Source organism: Isosphaeraceae bacterium EP7 (genome assembly GCA_038400315.1).
Taxonomy (GTDB): Bacteria; Planctomycetota; Planctomycetia; order Isosphaerales; family Isosphaeraceae; genus EP7.
In genome coordinates this window covers 5,168,878-5,184,107 of sequence record CP151667.1, presented here as the reverse complement: position 1 = coordinate 5,184,107, position 15,230 = coordinate 5,168,878, and the positions used below count along the sequence as shown (strand labels likewise).

At 64.1% G+C, this 15,230-nt stretch carries 10 protein-coding genes, 1 tRNA gene, 1 other RNA gene and 1 riboswitch; of the genes, 5 read left to right on the top strand and 7 right to left on the bottom strand.

Going from position 1 to position 15,230, the window contains the following annotated elements; genetic code table 11:
• Nucleotides 1-264 precede the first annotated feature (264 nt).
• Complete coding sequence (gene hrpB, locus EP7_RS20135; protein ID WP_463523943.1) at nucleotides 265-2,841, top strand: ATP-dependent helicase HrpB; 2,577 nt, start codon at nucleotides 265-267, stop codon at nucleotides 2,839-2,841.
• Nucleotides 2,842-2,845: 4 nt separating this feature from the next.
• On the opposite strand, the gene EP7_RS20130 is transcribed toward hrpB, so the two are convergent.
• The 6 genes from EP7_RS20130 to thrC form a co-directional block, all read right to left on the bottom strand.
• Nucleotides 2,846-3,940, bottom strand: coding sequence for a serine hydrolase domain-containing protein (locus EP7_RS20130; protein ID WP_463523942.1), 1,095 nt, complete (start codon nucleotides 3,938-3,940; stop codon nucleotides 2,846-2,848).
• A gap of 91 nt (nucleotides 3,941-4,031) precedes the next feature.
• Nucleotides 4,032-4,102 (bottom strand) — tRNA-Cys (locus EP7_RS20125).
• Between the two features lie 75 nt (nucleotides 4,103-4,177).
• On the bottom strand, nucleotides 4,178-5,326 hold the full coding sequence (locus EP7_RS20120; protein ID WP_463523941.1) for an aminotransferase class V-fold PLP-dependent enzyme: 1,149 nt from the start codon (nucleotides 5,324-5,326) through the stop codon (nucleotides 4,178-4,180).
• Nucleotides 5,327-5,365: 39 nt separating this feature from the next.
• Entirely contained in the window at nucleotides 5,366-6,409 is a 1,044-nt protein-coding gene (locus EP7_RS20115; RefSeq protein ID WP_463523940.1) for a ThiF family adenylyltransferase, read from the bottom strand.
• 68 nt (nucleotides 6,410-6,477) lie between these two features.
• Entirely contained in the window at nucleotides 6,478-6,747 is a 270-nt protein-coding gene (locus EP7_RS20110; protein ID WP_463523939.1) for a MoaD/ThiS family protein, read from the bottom strand.
• Nucleotides 6,748-6,854: 107 nt separating this feature from the next.
• A complete protein-coding gene (gene thrC / locus EP7_RS20105; RefSeq protein ID WP_463528440.1) occupies nucleotides 6,855-8,078 on the bottom strand; it encodes a threonine synthase in 1,224 nt (407 codons plus the stop codon).
• 390 nt (nucleotides 8,079-8,468) lie between these two features.
• A riboswitch (SAM riboswitch) is annotated at nucleotides 8,469-8,574 on the bottom strand.
• 714 nt (nucleotides 8,575-9,288) lie between these two features.
• Between thrC and EP7_RS20100 the strand changes: the two genes are divergently transcribed.
• Nucleotides 9,289-12,348, top strand: a complete 3,060-nt coding sequence (locus tag EP7_RS20100) for a proline dehydrogenase family protein (protein ID WP_463523938.1) — start codon at nucleotides 9,289-9,291, stop codon at nucleotides 12,346-12,348.
• Between the two features lie 14 nt (nucleotides 12,349-12,362).
• Here EP7_RS20100 and EP7_RS20095 read toward each other — a convergent pair whose 3' ends face one another.
• On the bottom strand, nucleotides 12,363-12,857 hold the full coding sequence (locus tag EP7_RS20095) for an aminoacyl-tRNA deacylase (RefSeq protein ID WP_463523937.1): 495 nt from the start codon (nucleotides 12,855-12,857) through the stop codon (nucleotides 12,363-12,365).
• 594 nt (nucleotides 12,858-13,451) lie between these two features.
• Here EP7_RS20095 and rnpB point away from each other — a divergent pair.
• The 3 genes from rnpB to EP7_RS20080 all read left to right on the top strand — a co-directional run bounded on the left by rnpB (nucleotide 13,452) and on the right by EP7_RS20080 (nucleotide 15,183).
• Nucleotides 13,452-13,908: RNase P RNA component class A (gene rnpB, locus EP7_RS20090), an RNA gene on the top strand.
• A gap of 209 nt (nucleotides 13,909-14,117) precedes the next feature.
• Nucleotides 14,118-14,393: a hypothetical protein gene (locus tag EP7_RS20085; protein WP_463523936.1), complete on the top strand. Its 276-nt coding sequence runs from the start codon at nucleotides 14,118-14,120 to the stop codon at nucleotides 14,391-14,393.
• A 235-nt stretch (nucleotides 14,394-14,628) separates the two neighbouring features.
• Complete coding sequence (locus EP7_RS20080) at nucleotides 14,629-15,183, top strand: succinate dehydrogenase/fumarate reductase transmembrane subunit (protein WP_463523935.1); 555 nt, start codon at nucleotides 14,629-14,631, stop codon at nucleotides 15,181-15,183.
• Nucleotides 15,184-15,230: the final 47 nt, after the last annotated feature.

The window sequence follows — 15,230 nt, the reverse complement described above, 5'->3', positions numbered from 1 at the left end:
CGTCGGAGGAGAGTCGGAAGCAAGCCGAGGAGTGAGGGGCGTGCAACCCGCTGGCCGCATCCGGCGCGATGCCGGGACGGTTCAGTAAGAAGCCGAGCGTGAGGATGAGGGGGGTTAGCATCGACTCGCGCGTCCGGTTCCGGGCCTGCACTTCGTCATACGCCTGTTATTATCTGCCGTTGGTCCCGGTTGGCAAGAGAGATCCACTCCGGAAATTGCCTCGGCTTGATCGATCTCATCGCGGCCCGTTTAAAAGACTCTCGAATGAAGACTCTCCGAATCGATTCGGCCATCGCCCCGCTCCTCGACACGCTCGCCGCGTCGAGACGCGGGATCCTGATCGCGCCTCCAGGCGCCGGCAAGTCGACGAGGGTGCCGCCGGCCATGTTGCGGGCTGGGCTGCTCGACCGGTCGCACCCGGCGGTCATCGTGCTCCAGCCGAGGCGTGTCGCGGCCCGAGCGGTTGCCTCCAGGATTGCCGACGAGCGGGGCTGGACCCTCGGACACGAGGTCGGATATCACGTCCGCTTCGAGCGAAAGCTCGGGCCGAAGACCCTTGTGAGGGTGCTCACTGAAGGCCTGCTCAACCGCCTGCTGCTGGCCGATGCGTTCCTGGACGGTGTGGGCGCGGTCGTCCTCGACGAGTTCCACGAGCGGAGCCTGCATGCCGACCTCGCCCTGGGCCTCCTCCGAGAAATCCAGGAATCCGTGCGCCCGGACCTGATTCTCCTCGTCATGTCTGCGACCATGGACGCCGCCCCCGTGTCCGCGTTCCTGCGGGATGCGCCCGTCATCGAGGCGCCCGGCCGTTCATTCCCGGTCGAGATCAAATATCGACCGACACCGCCGGCCGGGCGCCTCGATGCCGTGGCCGCGGCAGTCGTCGACGCATTAGAGGACGACCTTGCGGGAGACGTGCTCGTCTTCCTGCCCGGCGCCGAGGAGATCCGCAGAGTCGCCCGGTCGCTGGAAACATTCTCCGAGCGGACGGGTGTGCTGATCGCGCCCCTGCACGGGCAATTGCCCACGGAGCAGCAGGATCTGGCGCTCAGGCCGGCCGGGCGTCGCAAGATCATCCTGGCGACCAACATCGCCGAGACCTCGCTGACGATCGAGGGGGTCACCACCGTGATCGACAGCGGAATGGTGCGCGAGGCGTCATTCGATCCGGTTCGAGGCCTCGACCGGCTCGAACTGGGACGGATCAGCAGGGCGTCGGCGACCCAGCGCGCGGGGCGTGCCGGACGAATCGGGCCTGGTCGGTGCATCCGACTCTGGTCCGAGGGCGAGCAGCGTGGCATGGCCGAAAACGACGTCCCGGAAATTCGACGCGTTGACCTGACCGCGGCGACCTTGGCCCTCCACGCATGGGGGCAGTCCGACCCGACCCGATTCGGCTGGTTCGAGGCCCCGCCGATCGAGCGGCTCGACGCCGCCCGGAAATTTCTGGCCGACCTGGGGGCCGTCGACGACCGCCTCGGGATGATCACCCCTCTGGGCCGGCGGATGCTCGAGTTCCCGGCGCATCCGCGGCTCGCACGACTCCTCATCGCCGCGTCGGATGCCGGATTTCCGCGCGAAGGGGCGGCCCTCGCGGCATTACTCTCGGAAAAAGACGTCGCGGTCGAGTCGACGCCCGGCGAGGGTTTCCGTGGACCTCGCAAGGCGAGCTCCGCGGGTACGTCCGATCTCTTCGATCGCCTGGATCGCCTCGATCAGGCCGAGCAGGCACGATTCAGCCCAACGTTGAGGCAGCGAGGCATTGACCCGCATGCGGCCCGGCGGGTGTCGCAGGCCCGTGACCAACTCTCCAGGGCCGCTCGCACGATTTCCCGTGGCCGAGACCGAGGAGGACAGGCCGACGAGGCGACGCTTGCCCGGATGATCTTGCTCGCCTATCCCGACCGCGTTGCCAGGAGGAGGGCAGGGGATCCGCTCGCCGGGGTCCTGGTCGGTGGGCGTGGCGTGCGGCTCGCGCCGGACTCGGTCGTGCGCGACTCGGAATTCTTCCTGGCACTTGACCCCCGCGAGGATCGTCGCGGGGGCGTCGCGGAGTCACGCTGCCGCCTTGCATGTGCGATCCTCCCAGAATGGCTGGAGGAAGACTTTCCGGATGCAATTCGCCGCGAGATGGCGACCCACTTTGATGAGGCGCGAGGCAAGGTCGTCACGACGACCTCCACCTGGTATCGCGATCTCCTGCTGCGACAGGTCGAGCATTCCCAGACCGACGCGGGCGAGACAAGCCGAGCGCTCTCCGACTTCCTCAAAGGACGAGCGCTCGCGTTCCTTCGTGAAGACGAGGCGGCGGCAGGCTTGCTCGATCGCCTGGCGTTCCTCGCCGAATCGATGCCGGACGCCGGCATTCCCCTCATCGACGATCAGGCGGTTGGTGCGATCCTGGAGTCGGCCTGCCAGGGGCGTCGGAGTCTCCAGGAGGTTTGTAAGCAACCGCTCGCTTCGATGGTGCGTGGGCTCTTGACGCACGCGCAGGGGAGGATTCTCGACGAGCAGGCGCCTGAGTCGCTCCTTCTGCCGAGCGGCAATCGGGCCCGCCTGAGCTACGAGGCCGGCCGCCCCCCGGTCCTTGCCGCCCGATTGCAGGAACTCTTCGGCTGGACGAAGACGCCGAAGCTCGCCGGCGGCCGAGTCGCGGTGGTCGTCCACCTGCTCGGTCCCAATTATCGTCCGGTGCAGGTGACCGACGATCTGGCCAGCTTCTGGTCGAACGCCTATTTCCAGGTGCGCAAAGATCTGAGAAACCGTTATCCCAAGCATTCATGGCCGGAAGACCCGCTGACCGCCAAGGCCGAGGCCCGGGGAGGCCGCCGTCAGACCTGACCGGTCAGGTCAGGCAAGCGGCCAGCGCATTCGAGATCCGCGCGAGGTGCGTGCCCTGGTCGCCGGGGGGAAGCGTGGTGAGCACGACGGCAAACGCATCCGCGTCGGGATCGATCCAGCAGAGCGTCCCGGTCGCGCCCCAGTGTCCATACGCTCGTGGGCCTAGCAGATCGCCGAAGAACGCCGAACTGCCCGGCCAACTCAGGCGCCAGCCCAGGCCCCAGGGGCGATGCTGCCGGTCGAGTTCGGGAATCGTCACCATCGGAGCGATCTGGTTCCGCGTCATCGCCCCGACCGTCGCGGGAGCGATGAGTCTGGTTGCGCCAACACGACCCTGGTCGAGCATGAGACGGCAGAGCTTGCCATAGTCCGACGCGGTCGTGGTCAGGCCACCCCAGGGGGCTCCGAAGCCCAGCCAGTAAGCACTATTCCAATGCCAGTCGGTTGCGGCTTGCTCCGGGCTGATCCGCACCGGGGCAACCCGTGATTGCTCGGCGAGGGGGGTGCCGAGCCAGGTATCGTGCATCCCGAGCGGGCCGAAGACTTCGGATGTGAGGAAGCTGGGTAGGGTCGTTCCGCTGACGGCCCTCACGATCGAGCCGAGCGTGGCGGTCCCCATGCTCTGATACCGCACCTGGGTCCCGGGGACGAAGCGCAAGGGAGTCGCGTCGATGGCCGCCTGGAATTCCTCGGTGGTCGCGTGCTCGGCCCGGAGCGCATCGTTCTCTGGGAGCATGTCGGGAAGGCCCGATGTGTGGGTCATCAGGTGGCGGATGCGCACCTCGCCTTTCCCCGCCTGAGCGAAGGTAGGGAGGATGTCGGCCACCCGATCATCGAGCGTCAACGAGCCCCGTTCGACGAGCATCATCGCAGCGAGTACGGTCAGGGGCTTGGTGATCGAAGCCGAGAGGAAGAGGTTTTGGCCATCCACATGGCCGAAAAATCTGGGCGCGATAACTCGGCCGTGACGCCCCAGAATGTAACTGGCCGCGGGGATGACCCCGGTCGAGGTCCAGGTCTCGAGCAGGGAGTCGACCCTGGCAAGCCGGTCGGAGTCGAGCCCGAAATCGTCGGCCAGATCTTCCGGAGAGCCGGTCATATCGGCGAGCCCAGATTAGAAATTCGATGAGCGAATCGATTCGTCTGGCGCAAACAAAAACCCCTGCCAGGCAGGGGTCAATGTTGATCAGAGCCGCCGGGCAGATTCGAACTGCCGGTGGAGGTTTTGCAGACCTCTGCCTTACCACTTGGCTACGGCGGCAATGTCTGCGGAGCGTCGGATCTTAGCGAAGCAACGAAGTTCGGGCAAGATCAACCTCGCAGACAATTTCACGACTCAGAGCACCCCCGCCGTAATCTCGGAGAGGGCACCGACAAAGGCGTCAATGTCGGCGACTGTGCTGAACGGACCGGGGCTGACCCGGATCGTCCCATCGGGGAAGGTCCCCAGGTTGCGGTGCACGTACGGCGAGCAATGCAGGCCGGGGCGGATGGCGATGTCGAAGCTGGAGTCCAGGATCGCCCCGATGTCCTGCGGCGGCAGTTCTTCGGGGCCGATCAGCGAGAGGGCGCCGACGTGACGGGCGGGGTCCCACGTGCCGGCCACCTTCCAGCCCTCGGTCCCCTCGGCCCAGTCGACGACGCGCGTGAGCAGCTCGACCTCATGCCGCCTGAGGTTTTCCTGACCTTGCTCGCTGACCCAGGCGATCCCCGCGGCCAGGCCCGCGACGCCGAGCACGTTGGGCGTCCCCCCTTCGAGGAAGAACGGGAATTGCTCGGGCTGCGTCTCACTGGCCGAGTCTCCGCCCGTGCCGCCTTCACGCCAGGGGCGCAGGCGAGTGCGCGGGCCAACATACAAAGCACCCGTGCCGGTCGGGCCGTAGAGGGCCTTGTGACCCGGGAAGGCGAGCAGGTCGATAGCGGTCGCCTTGAGGTCAATCGGCACGATGCCGGCGGACTGGGCCGCGTCGACAAGGAAGAGGGCCCCCGCCTCGCGGACGATGGCGCCGATCTCGGCGATCGGCTGCAAGGTTCCCAGCACGTTGGAGGCGTGCGTCAGCGCCACCAGTCGGGTTGAAGGCGTGAAGGCCTTGCGGACCTCGTCCGGGTCGAGATAGCCGCCGCTCGACGTCAGGCGGGTCAGTGTGATGAGGCCGGCACGTTCCAGGGCCTGGAGCGGACGGCTCACGGAGTTATGTTCCAGATCCGACGTGATGGCGTGATCGCCGGCCTTCAAGGTCCCCTTGATGGCCATGTTCAGGCCGTCGGTGCAGTTGTACGTGAAGATCCAGCGGTCGGGATTCTCGCCGTGAAACATCACGTTCAGGGCATGCCGACAGGCGTCGAGAGAACGCTCGGCGCCGACCGCCATCTTGTGCCCGGCGCGTCCAGGGTTCGCCAGGCTGGAGCGAGCGAAGGTGTCGAGCGCGCGATAGACGGGCTCGGGCTTGGGAAAGCTGGTGGCGGCATTGTCGAGATAAATCATGTGGCGAGTGTCCGGCTCAAGGCGACCTGCGTATGGCGGTCAACTGCCGACGAACTGGGCGTAAAGCGATCGGGCCTTGGAGACGTCGTTCGTCCCCTTGATGATGGCCCGGCCGTCCGGAAAGACGGTGAATTCGTGCCCTTCGGCCTGGAATTTCATCATGAAAGCGTTGTGCCGGACGTCCCCTAGGTGGGTCAGTCGTCCTGCCATCTCGGAGAAGTTGATCAGGTCGGTGCGCCGCGTCGCGACCTGCACGGCATTGCGCCCGCAGAGCGTCGTGGTATGCGATCCGAGGGCACCGTCGAGCCATTCGAAGTTCCGACGCTGACAACACGGACAGTCGACCTTGCCCAGCAGGCCGGCGACTTTCAGGCGGCGGAAATTCCAGTCCCAGAGGTCAACCATGATCAGCTCGGTATTGAGCGCATCATAGGCCCCCGAGAGGATCTTGATCGCCTCGACCGCCTCGAACGAGGCGATCACGGCCACAGCGGGGCCCAGCACACCGGCGGTCTCGCAGGTGGGGGTCATGCCCGGCGGCGGGTTGTCCTCGATCAAACAGCGTAGGCAAGGAGTGATACCCGGCCGGATCGTCATCGACTGCCCTTCGCTGCCGATCACACCGCCGAAGATCCAGGGCTTATTCAGCTTCACTGCGGCGTCGTTGATGAGGTAACGGGTCTCGAAGTTGTCGGTCCCGTCCAGGATCAGGTCGGCGTCGGAGACGAGGTCGAGGATGTTCGTGTGATCGATGTCGGTGACCACCGCCTCGATCGTCACGGCGCTGTTGATCGCGCGAAGCTTCCGGGCGGCGGCCTCGGACTTGGGGAGGTTGGCGGCGACGTCGTCCTCATCGAACAGGATCTGCCGCTGGAGATTGTGCAGCTCGATAAAGTCGCGGTCGATGATCCGGACGAACCCAACCCCGGCGCGAACCAGATGATTGGCGAGCACCGTCCCTAACGCCCCGCATCCGCAGATGGTGACCCGCGAGGCCATCAACTTGCGCTGGCCCGCTTCGCCAAGCGCCGGGAAGCGGACCTGCCGGCTGTATCGATCCAACGATCCCGCTTCAGTCGCCATGAACGCCCTCTTCCCGCCCCGTGCCGAGGCCCCCTCGAAGTCGGTCCGAGCTGCCCAGGTTCAACGGATCAGCCGCCCGCCACGGCCGGAATGATGCTGACCTCGTCCTTGTCGGTGACGGGCGTCTCGAGGTCTTCCAGGAAGCGGATGTCTTCGTTGTTCACGTAGACATTGACGAATCGGCGTAGGTCGGCGCCATCGAAGAGCCGCTCGCGGATCGCGGGGAACTGCTCGCCGAGGTGGCCGAGCACGGCGCCGACGGTGGCGCCGGTGGCGTCCACGCTATCTTTGCCGCCCGAGTGAGGCCGAAGCGGGGTCGGGATGCGGACGATGGGCATGGCTCTCGGTTCCTGTCGTTTCAGAGTGTCGATGCTGGCCGTCGAAAGTCGGGCCCGCGACCCATCCGGCCGCGGGTCTCCGACGTATCCTGTCATTGCGTGAAAAGTCAGGCCCCGGCGCCGAGCAGGGCCGTCTCGCAGACGGCGGCGCCAACCAGGGCTTCGAAGTCATCCATGGTCGGCCGGATCACGACCGGCTCGTCGATCTTGCCCTTGAGGGCTTCCTGCGTCTTCAGGCCGTTGCCGGTGATGCAGATCACCGTCGAGCCATCGCGGTCGATCCGCCCTTGCTCGATCAGCTTGCGCAGGACGGCCACGGTCACACCGCCGGCGGTCTCGGTGAAGACCCCTTCGGTCTCCGCCAGCAGCTTCATCCCCTCGATGATCAGGTCATCATCGACGTCTTCGCCCCATCCGCCCGTTTCGTGCATCAGGCGAGAGGCGAAATAGCCGTCGGCCGGGTCGCCGATGGCCAGGCTCTTGGCAATCGTGTTCGGGTTCTTCACTGGCCGAACTTTCAGGGCCTCGGTCTTTACCGTATTGGTGATCGGGTTGCACCCGGTCGCCTGCGCCCCGAACATCTTCGTGGTCACAGGCCCGACGAATCCGAGCCGCTCGAATTCCTTGAACGACTTGTGGATCTTGCCGATCAGGCTGCCGCCGGCCATCGGCGCCACGACGTGGTCCGGCGTCCGCCAGCCCAGGTCCTCGGCGATCTCGAAGCCCATCGTCTTCGATCCCTCGGCGTAGAACGGCCTGAGGTTCACGTTGACGAAGCCCCAGCCGTACCGGAAGGCGATCTGCGAGCAGAGCCGGTTGACGTGGTCGTAATTCCCCCGGATCGCGATGACCTTGGAGCCGTAGACCGTCGCCCCCAGCACCTTGCCGGCCTCGAGGTCGTGCGGGATCAAGATATACGCTTCCAGGCCCGCCGCCGCGGCATTGGCCGCAACGCTGCCGGCCAGGTTTCCGGTGGACGCGCAGCCGACGGTCTTGAACCCCAGCTCGACCGCCTTGGAGAGCGCCACGGCGACGACGCGATCCTTGAACGACAGGGACGGGTGATTCACCGCATCATTCTTGATGTAGAGCTCGGCCACCCCCAGCGCCTTGGCCAGCCGATCGGCCTTGATCAGCGGGGTGCCGCCGACGTGCTTGCCCACGGTCGGCTCGCCGTCGATGGGCAGCAGTTCCCGATAGCGCCACATCGTATGGGGCCGCGAGGCGATGGACTCGCGGGTCATCGACCGGCCGACGGCGTCGTAGTCATAGACCACTTCGAGCGGACCGAAGTCGTCGGTGCAGAAGTTCAGGGCCTGCTTGGGGTACATCTTGCCGCAGAGGCGACACTTCAAGCCGAGGGCGAATTCTTCTTGCACCGGATATTCTCCACGCTTGCAGAGGATGGCGAATCCGTCTCGAGGACGACTCCCGCGGACCGTCATCGCTGACGTGCCGCGGAAACTCATCCCCGGGCGCTCTCATCCAGCAAACGCGAGCCCACGGAGGTCGACCCTAAGGCGGATCGACCGCACCAACGCGAGGTTGATGTCCGTGGGAAGGGCAGGCCGTACCCGGCGAATCCCGATGAATGCGGGGGGGCCGGAGGCAGTCTAAGAGAGTGCCCTCGCCGGACGGCAAGGAATGCCGCACAGCTCAGGCGTTCTTATCTGTCCCATCGGCACACCCGACACCCGCAGGCGATCCGAAGATCGCAGCAGGTCCATCAAGGAGCACAGGGCAGGAGTTAGCACCAGCATCCACCGCGATGGTGGACCGGTTGCTGTGGCGTCGCAGGGCCCGTCCCTCAGCCACTCTGGATAAGAAGCGCACCGAATTATGATGCCCCAACTCTACAACCACGGCCCACCAAGGTCAAGCGGCCCGGTCGAGATCCTCCAGCCCGATGAAGCCTGTTGTGCAGGTCGACCGGCCGAAGGGCCTCCGATCCTCAGGACAAGTGGCGATCCGGCACTGGCCGCTGAAATTCTCCCCGAGACACGACGAGCGGCAGAGTCGTCGCGAGCAGTCGATAGGCCAGGTACCCGGCCAATGAATCCAGCTCTTTTACCTTGATTCCGTAGGTCGTCAGCCAGTTGGGTCGTGGGTCCCGATTAAGCCGTCGATCCACGCATGCCCAGAACCAGTTGAAGCCTCCCACATAGGCCCGTGACACCCGTTGTGTTCGCGTTCCCCGAAGCGTAAAGGACGTTCTCTCGGCGTTCAGGAATCGGCCGACGGTGTGGCATCGAATTGAAGCCCGGCACCGTTGCTGGTCGCCTCGAACCCGCCATTTAACACCAAATTCGCCTGAGTACCGCCAGCAACGCCGAAAGGTAATGCGAGAGGCTTTGAGCCGATTAGCTCTTTCTAGCGAGGCTTTCCTTCGGATGACGACCCAATAAACTACAACTGGGGGGCGAGACTCTTGATTGTGCTGGCTCTTTGAGGAGTTCCAGCGAATCCCCTGACGCCGAGCCCGAGAAGGTCGAAACCATCCATCAACAAGGTCGGCGGAAATCCCGCAGGCGGAGGGAGCCGATGGCGATCGCGACGGGAAGCCGGGGAGACTCCCCATCCGCAATAACTCCGGTCGAGATCGAGGCTCGAGTACGGGAGATCGGCCGCGACCTCTTCCGCCGGATCGGCCGGGGTGCGACTCCCTTTCAACGCGCCTGGTGGGACGACAAGTTCATGGGCCTGACCATGGGCGATCCCGCCGTCAAGGTCCAGCTGTTTCGCTTCATCGATGCCCTGCCAGCCCTGAAGGACGCGACCTCGGTCCGTCGCCACCTTCGCGAGTTTTTAGATGAGGCCGGGGCGAAGGTTCCAAGTTGGATGAACGTCGCCGTCGATCTCGCCCCCGAGGGCTCGATGCGTGCCGAACTCCTCGCGGCGACGGCAACCTGGGCAGCCACGAACATGGCTCGAAGGTTCATCGCCGGCTCGGATCCGCGAGAGGCCTTGCAGACGGTGCTTCGCCTACGCCAGCGAGGAATCGGATTCACTGCGGACCTCCTCGGAGAGGCCGTCATCAGTGAGGCTGAAGCCGACATCTACCAGCAATCATGCCTCAGCTTGATCAGCGGATTAGTCGGCTCCCTGGACGACGAGCCCGAACGGCCTGGGATCGACCGCGGTTTTGATGGGCCCGTGCCCAGGGTGAATCTCTCGATCAAACTGACCAGCCTGACAACCGATTTCGATGCGCTTCATGCGGAGGCGACCGCGGCAGCCGTTTGCGGTCGTTTGCGGCCGATCCTTCGCGAGGCGCAACGGCTCGGCGCCTACGTTCACGTCGACATGGAGCAATATGCCCACAAAGACCTGACCCTAGAGATCTTCCGACGGGTCCTGTCCGAACCCGAATTCCTGAACTGGCCGGATGTCGGCATCGTCGCCCAGGCTTATCTGGCGGAGACGTTCGACGATCTAAAAGGCCTGCGGGACTGGGCGGAGGCTCGAGGAACGCCGGTGACGATCCGGTTGGTGAAGGGTGCTTATTGGGATTACGAGGTCATCCACGCACAGGAGGCAGGCTGGCCAGTCCCGGTCTACACCGAGAAGTGGCAATCCGACGCCAATTTCGAGCGATGTTCCCGCTTTCTCATGGAGAATTCACGGGTCCTTCGCCCGGCCCTGGCGAGTCATAACGTCCGCAGCCTGGCCGCCGGGTTGGCCGTCGCCGAGTCTCTGGGCGTGCCCAAGAACGCGTATGAGCTCCAGGTGCTTCACGGTATGGGGGAGCCAATCGCCCGCGCGCTTGTGGCCTCAGAATATCGGGTGCGAGTTTACACGCCATATGGGGCTATCTTGCCTGGAATGGCCTACCTCGTGCGTCGGCTCCTGGAAAATACGTCGAACGAGTCGTTCCTCAAGGCCAGCTTCGTCGATCGCCGCGAGGTCGACGACTTGCTCAGAAACCCTGAAGAGGTCGGCACCATGCTCGGAATCCGACGACGGACGAAGGCGACACCGGCCGTCGTCATCCAGGCCCCCTTCTGCAACGAACCGTTGACGGATTTCACGCGAAGACCTGCCCGCGAGGCTATGCTCGCCGCACTGAAACGCGTCGAGGGCGCGTTGGGGCGGACATACCCGCTCAGGCTCGATGGAAATGAGATCAGGAGCACCGGCACGCTCGATTCGACCGACCCGGGGCGTTCCTCTCGCCTGGTCGGTCGGTTTGCCATGGCAACCGCCGATCACGCATCCCTGGCAGTGCGAATCGCCCGCGAGGCGGCGCCCGGCTGGGCCGCGACACCGGCCTCCGATCGAGCGGCCGTCCTGATGCGGGCCGCGGTCATCCTCCGCGAGCGAAAATTCGATCTCGCCGCCTGGGAAGTTTACGAGTGTGCCAAGCCCTGGCGCGAGGCCGACGGTGACGTCGCCGAGGCGATCGACTTCTGCGAGTTCTATGCTCGCGAGATGCTCAGGCTCGCCCAACCGGTGGTCCGCGACGTCCCCGGCGAGACCAACCGCATCGAGGTCATCCCAAGGGGTGTGGCCGTGGTGATTCCACCCTGGAATTTCCCGCTCGCGATCCCCTGCGGCATGACGGTCGCAGCCCTCGTCGCAGGCAACCCTGTGATCCTCAAGCCCGCCGAGCAGTCCCCAACGATCGCCTGGCACCTGGCTGAAATCCTTGGAGAGGCAGGCCTACCTCCGGGAGTCCTTCAGTTCCTCCCGGGCGAAGGCGAGGACATCGGCCGCGCGCTCGTCGAGGATCCGGGTGTCGACCTGATCGCGTTCACCGGCTCGGTCAAGGTTGGGCTCGAAATCAACCGATCTGCGGCGCAATCGCGCCCGGGCATGGATCACGTCAAGCGGGTCATCGCCGAGATGGGAGGGAAGAATGCAATCATCATCGATGATGACGCCGACCTCGACGAGGCGGTTCTCGGGGTCGTGCGTAGCGCATTCGGTTATTCGGGCCAGAAATGCTCGGCCTGCTCTCGGGTCATCGTCCTCGACCGGATCTACGAGGCGTTCGTCGTGCGTCTGGCCGAGGCCGCACGTGCCGTCGTGATCGGCCAGGCCGAAGACCCCGAGACTGTCGTCGGCCCCCTCATTGATGCCGAAGCCGCCGATCGGATCCGCATGTACTCCGGTCTCGCCGAGACCGAGGGCCGCGTCGTGGCACGTGGAAATCCTGGCCCGCTTGTGCAACACGGCCACTTTGTTGCGCCGATCGTAGTTGCCGACGTGCTTCCCTCGGCCCGCCTAGCCCGGGAGGAAATTTTCGGTCCGGTAGTCGTTGTTTTGCGAGCTTCAGACTTAGCGGACGCGATCGAGATTGCCAATGGGACGTCCTACGCCCTGACGGGCGGAATCTATTCGCGAAGTCCTGCGAACATCGAGCGTATCCGCCGATCGTTCCGAGTCGGGAACCTCTACATCAACCGCCCGATCACCGGCGCAATCGTCGACCGGCAGCCATTCGGCGGCTTCAAGCTCTCGGGCATCGGCACAAAGGCGGGTGGATCCGATTATCTCCGAGAATTCCTTTTGACTCGTACCGTGACCGAGAACACACTCCGACGAGGGTTCGCTCCCGAAGACGATCCGGTCGGTACTGAGTCGATTGGCACGGGGCTTTAAACCGCTCTTGGAGATCAGCCGGCCTTACGCTCAGCGGCCGTTGGACGCTTGGGGTCAATCGCCGAGGCGAACGCTGCGAGCGTCGGCCGCTCGATCGCTTCGTAATCCTCGTAGCGCATCCGGACCCCTTCGAAACGTGTGTTGGCCTCGAAGACGATCACTGGGCCGCCGGACAAGCTTCGATCCACCACAGTCTCGAGCCCGTAGAGCCGGCCGAAGGGGGGAAGCGCCCCTGGCTCGCAGTCCGCGAACAAGTCGGCGAGCTCATCAGGAGTCGCGAGTCGAGCCGTCTCCCCGAGATGAGTTCCAAGAAGGCCCAGGTCGACACGATGCGTCGATGGCAAGACGGCCAGGACCATCCGCTCTCCTGCGCAGATGACCACCACCTTAACCACACTCCGCCCCGGGACATGGACGCTGTGCGCCAGTCGAGTCGCTGATGCGACCGGCCGGTGGAGGAGAATTTCAAAGCGGACGTGCTGGGTCGTCAAGTATTCGCGGATGAACATCGAGGGCGCTCCTCTCAGTCGCGATCGCCGTGGTGGTCCATATGGCGAACCAGCCCCTGTCAATATAGACTATTTCGGAGGCTTGGGTAGTTTGAGCTGATTGGATTTCTCGTGACGACAGACTGGCCTGGGCGATTTCTCGGGTCGCGCCCCGAGATCCTTGTAAGTTTTTCTCAAGTCCCGCCGAATTCAAGCACCAAATCGGTTCCCGTGTACGATTGTTGAACTGACGGATCAATTCGCCGGCCGTGACTTGAGCGTTGTGGCTTTCCCTCAACACTTACATTTAGGGGATGTCGAATTAAACCCATTCTTGACGGGCAAGATCGAGAGTCGTGATCTAGGTCGATCTCGGCTTCTTAGAGAGTCGATTTCAGAGAATGAGTTTCGATCTCACCCGGCTAAGATAAAATGAATCGAGCTGCGGACGTCGTGTCCGACACGACTTTCGGCGAATCAAATTGCGGTTTTCGCGTTTGACATCCACGAAATGACTCGGATATCTCAACGGAAAAGCCGTCACGAAAGGAGCTTAGATTCGATCACTGGGATTGCTCGGCGGAATCGAGAGGGTAGACTGTTCTATGCTGGGTCGTGGTGGGCCTGATGACCGCCTCGGCGCGGGTAGATTGGTCTTCTAGGCCAGTTAACTCGGGCATGCCGGGGAGGAAAGTCCGGACTCCGCAGGGCGCGATGGTGGGTAACGCCCACCGCCCGTTTTCGGGTAGGGACAGTGCCACAGAAAATAAACCGCCTCGGCAAACGCCTCTCGGGGCAGTCGCCGAGGTAAGGGTGAAACGGTGAGGTAAGAGCTCACCAGCAGATCGGGTGACCGGCCTGGCTAGGTAAACCCCATCGGGAGCAAGACCAAATAGGAGAGCAGTGATCTCGGGGTATCGAGAGATGCAACGGGGTCCGCGGGTTGGCCCGGCCCGTTATGACTCTCGGGTAGGTCGCTTGAGGCGCCGGGCAACCGGTGTCCTAGAGAAATGGTCATCCGGGAGGGCTCAAATCCTCCCGACAGAATCCGGCTTACCGGCCCACCACGTCCTCGCTCAAATAAGATTCTCTTGCTTGCCCGGGATGGATCCGGGACATTCTTCCAACCTACGTTGCCGTTGCGGGAATGGCCCGAAACTTTCTTCCTTTTTCAACGATCTGACTTGTCCGGCGGGTGTCCGTGAAATACGATGGATGCATTGACCGGAAATCCGATCGAACTCGTCATGAGACGGCTCATGACTTGTTGGGAGCGACGGCATGAACCCAGAACAGATCGTCAAAGGCGCCATCGTCGATTCCTGGGTCGAAGGTGCCCCCTCCAGGGGGACTCGTACTCGACTGGTGCTCCAAGTCGTCCCTCGTGGCCGTCCCAAGGATCTGCTCATCGTCGAGGCGGAACCTTCGCTCGTCCCCGACAGCGGGTGGCTCGAAGACCTCAGGGAAAATCTCTGCCACGGCAGCCCGGTCTCGGCGGTCGTGCGTAAGACGATCGGCGGCCTCTTTCGTGCTTCATCGTTGCAACTGAACCGTTGACGAGTTCGATCGCCGGGGAAATCTCGCCGCCCTCTTGACCCTAGGTCGCCGTCCACTTACAAAAACAGGGACGGAGCCGGGTCGAGATCGGGATCGCTGCGGCGGAATTAGAGGCGAAGGCGCCCTTCCGCCCGCCGCCCTTCCCCGGAACGTAATTCGGATCGGGCGACCCACAGTTCATTGGGTCAACGCCTCGCCCGAAGACCGGCCCGAGCCATCGGGACACCCGCCTTTCATGTCACAGACTTTGCATCGCCCGCAGGCCTACAAACGCGGCACCCTGGCGCGGATTGTTGAAGGCCTTCGCTACGGGGGCGGGATCGGCCAGTGGTCCTGGCTCGTCCACCGGATCACCGGGCTGGGCATCCTGTTCTTCCTGATCATCCACATCATCGACACGTTTTTCGTCGTGGCCTATCCGGGCCTCTACGACCACACGGTGGCGATCTATGGCGGCACGGTCGGGGGGCTCCCGGACTGGATCGGGCTCAACGGTTACTGGTGGAGCCTCCGCTGGGGCTTCCGGTTCGCCGAGCTTGGGTTGATCGCCTGCGTGCTCTTCCACGCAATCAACGGGGTCCGGATCATCCTGTTCGACTTCTGGCCGGGCGCCGTGGCGCACCAGAAGCAGATCTTCACGGTGGTCCTGGGCCTGTTCGTGGCCATCATGCTGCCGGTCACCGCCTGGGTCTTCTACTCGCTCATGCAGCCTCCGGCTCACCACGGGGCCGCGGCCACCGCGCCCGTCGGCGGCGGTGCCACGCTCGCGCCCATCGGCGCCGGTCACTGAGCCAGGAATGCCCTCGGCGGGCCTTCGGTCTGACGATCCACCGACGA

Excerpts from the sequence above, each read along its gene's own strand:
- hrpB (WP_463523943.1), top strand. The coding sequence starts at position 265 with ATGAAGACTCTCCGAATCGATTCGGCCATCGCCCCGCTCCTCGACACG.
- EP7_RS20130 (WP_463523942.1), bottom strand. The coding sequence starts at position 3,940 with ATGACCGGCTCTCCGGAAGATCTGGCCGACGATTTCGGGCTCGACTCC.
- EP7_RS20120 (WP_463523941.1), bottom strand. The coding sequence starts at position 5,326 with ATGATTTATCTCGACAATGCCGCCACCAGCTTTCCCAAGCCCGAGCCC.
- EP7_RS20115 (WP_463523940.1), bottom strand. The coding sequence starts at position 6,409 with ATGGCGACTGAAGCGGGATCGTTGGATCGATACAGCCGGCAGGTCCGC.
- EP7_RS20110 (WP_463523939.1), bottom strand. The coding sequence starts at position 6,747 with ATGCCCATCGTCCGCATCCCGACCCCGCTTCGGCCTCACTCGGGCGGC.
- thrC (WP_463528440.1), bottom strand. The coding sequence starts at position 8,078 with ATGTACCCCAAGCAGGCCCTGAACTTCTGCACCGACGACTTCGGTCCG.
- EP7_RS20100 (WP_463523938.1), top strand. The coding sequence starts at position 9,289 with ATGGCGATCGCGACGGGAAGCCGGGGAGACTCCCCATCCGCAATAACT.
- EP7_RS20095 (WP_463523937.1), bottom strand. The coding sequence starts at position 12,857 with ATGTTCATCCGCGAATACTTGACGACCCAGCACGTCCGCTTTGAAATT.
- EP7_RS20085 (WP_463523936.1), top strand. The coding sequence starts at position 14,118 with ATGAACCCAGAACAGATCGTCAAAGGCGCCATCGTCGATTCCTGGGTC.
- EP7_RS20080 (WP_463523935.1), top strand. The coding sequence starts at position 14,629 with ATGTCACAGACTTTGCATCGCCCGCAGGCCTACAAACGCGGCACCCTG.